This window comes from Polynucleobacter sp. 39-46-10, assembly GCF_002282275.1.
Genome location: NZ_NCJB01000305.1, coordinates 1 through 2778, shown reverse-complemented (window position 1 = coordinate 2778; position 2778 = coordinate 1). Strand labels below are relative to the sequence as shown.

General features: G+C 46.7%; 3 protein-coding genes and 1 pseudogene. All 4 read left to right on the top strand.

From position 1 onward, the window contains the following. A pseudogene (locus B7X71_RS14830) lies at positions 1-255 on the top strand (formyltransferase); the annotation flags it as partial. Positions 256-300: 45 nt separating this feature from the next. Beyond that, entirely contained in the window at positions 301-1347 is a 1047-nt protein-coding gene (locus B7X71_RS14825) for a bifunctional UDP-4-keto-pentose/UDP-xylose synthase (protein ID WP_293601227.1), read from the top strand. Positions 1348-1359: 12 nt separating this feature from the next. Then, entirely contained in the window at positions 1360-2277 is a 918-nt protein-coding gene (locus tag B7X71_RS14820) for a polysaccharide deacetylase family protein (protein WP_215301460.1), read from the top strand. Between the two features lie 37 nt (positions 2278-2314). Next, positions 2315-2778 (top strand): peroxiredoxin (locus B7X71_RS14815; protein WP_293601225.1); only part of this gene is annotated, 464 nt, incomplete at its 3' end.

Here is a 2778-nt window from a genome sequence, read left to right as displayed (position 1 = left end):
GGCCAAATTCTGTGGCAACAGACGGCTCAGCAGGTCCATAACCTCGTGAGAGCCGTTGCACCCCCTTATCCTGGAGCCTTTACTGACTGGGAGGGTCAACGCAGGATTGTGGCCCGCACAAGCCTTATAGGCCCATTCCCAGAGGAACTAGATCTTCAGGCTCCCGGTATCCAAGTAGTTGATAATCAGGTATTCGGCGTTTGTGGCGACCAGAGAGCGGTAGCGATACTGGACTGGTTCCCAGCAGACAGCTAATAAATTAAAAGCAGCACTCTTTAGATTAAAAACGAGGCAGTAAAGATGAAAAAAGTACTCATTCTTGGCGTAAACGGCTTTATTGGTCATCACCTCTCAAAACGCATCCTAGAGACAACCGATTGGGATGTCTATGGCATGGATATGCAAAACGATCGCCTAGGTGATTTAGTGAACCACCCCCGCATGCATTTCTTTGAGGGCGATATCACCATCAATAAAGAATGGGTTGAGTACCACATTCGTAAATGCGACGTTATTCTGCCTTTAGTAGCCATTGCGACACCGGCCACTTATGTTCAGCAACCACTCAAAGTATTTGAACTCGACTTCGAGGCTAACTTACCAAGCGTACGTTCAGCTGTTAAATATAAAAAGCATTTGGTATTCCCATCTACATCCGAAGTCTATGGCATGTGTGAAGATGGTGAATTTGATCCCGCTAAATCCAATATGGTTTACGGTCCAATCAATAAGCCACGGTGGATCTATGCTTGCTCTAAGCAATTGATGGATCGCGTGATCTGGGGTTACGGCATGAAAGGTCTACGCTTCACTCTCTTCCGCCCATTTAACTGGATTGGCCCAGGTCTAGATAGTATCTACACACCAAAAGAAGGCTCCTCCCGTGTAGTGACGCAATTCTTAGGTCACATTGTTCGCGGTGAATCCATCAACGTGGTTGATGGTGGTGCACAGAAACGTGCCTTTACTTATGTTGACGATGGCATTGATGCCTTGATGCGCATCATCGATAACAAAGATGGCGTTGCAAACGGCAAGATCTACAACATCGGCAACCCCAAGAACAATCACTCTATTCGTGAACTCGCCAATCAGATGCTAGAGATTGCTCGTAGCATTCCGGAGTATGCGAAGACAGCGAATGAAGTGAAGATTGTAGAAACTACTTCTGGCGCTTACTACGGTGAAGGCTATCAAGACGTTCAAAACCGTGTACCCGCTATTGACAACACCATGAGTGAATTAGGTTGGAAGCCGACTACCAATATGAGCGACGCGCTGAAGAATATTTTCGAGGCCTATCGTGAAGATGTGGAAAAAGCACGTCACCTGGTTGATAACGAATAAGTACAGAGGTTCATGGCTAAGATTGCACTCAAGGTAGATGTTGACACCCTACGCGGCACTAAAGAAGGCGTCCCCAATCTAGCGCGCACACTTGAACGCTTTGGCCTTAAAGCTACTTTTTTATTTAGCCTAGGTCCAGACCATACTGGTTGGGCACTGAAGCGTGTCTTTAGGCCGGGCTTTCTAAAGAAGGTGAGTCGCACTTCTGTTGTTGAACACTACGGTATTAAGACTTTGCTCTACGGCGTCCTCCTTCCTGGGCCAGATATTGGCAAACAAGCCGCCGCTGAAATGCGTGCGATTGATGCAGCAGGTCATGAAACTGGAATTCACACCTGGGACCATGTGGCCTGGCAAGACGCAGTACGTAATCGTGATGCCCAATGGACTAAAGCGCAGATGCAAAAGAGCTGGGATCGCTTTGTAGAAATCTTCAGACATACACCAGTCACCTATGGTGCTGCTGGCTGGCAAATGAATGAAGCTGCTTTTGAGCAACTTGATCAATGGGGTATCAAATACTCTTCCGATGGTAGAGCCGAACCGAATTTGATGCCATATCGCTTTGACCTGCCCTCCGGTAAAGCGAAACACGTGCAATACCCAACTACCCTACCCACCTTTGATGAGTTGATTGGCATTGATGATGCAGACGAGTTTGGCGCCGTCAAAAGACTTCTTGAGATCACCCAAAGCAATCCCAATGATCAGGTATTTACTTTGCATGCGGAGCTAGAAGGTCAAAAGCTGCTACCCGCCTTTGAGCAATTGCTCGCCGGATGGTTAAACCAAGGTCACGATCTAGTAACCATGGGCGAATTGCATCAATCTTGGGAAGCAACTAAACAACTCGATAAAATAGCTGTACAACCCGTCACTTGGGGAGAAATTCCCAACCGAAGTGGCGAACTCATTTTGCAATCAAGTTAACTGGCATTACGTAATACATAAAATTAGAGAGACCATCATGACAGTAGAAATTGGTAAGCCAATGCCCCAGTGTGCAATCCCAGCAACATCAGGATTGACGTTTACTCCAGACTCAGCCAAAGGCAAAAAGCTGGTTATCTACTTTTACCCAAAAGATATGACTCCTGGCTGCACAGCAGAGTCTGGTGAATTCCGGGATAACATTGACGCCTTCACTAAAGCCAATACCTTAATCGTTGGCGTATCTCGGGATAGCATCAAATCTCACGATAACTTCCGTAGCAAACTTGGGCTGCCATTTGAGCTAGTGGCTGATACCGAAGAAACCCTCTGTCAACTCTTTGGTGTGATGAAGTTGAAAAACATGTATGGCAAACAAGTTCGTGGTGTTGAGCGTAGCACCTTCCTTTTTGACTCTTCAGGTAAGCTTACAAAAGAGTGGCGCGGCCTTAAGGTTCCTGGACATGTGACAGAGGTATTACAAGCAGCCCAAGATACTAA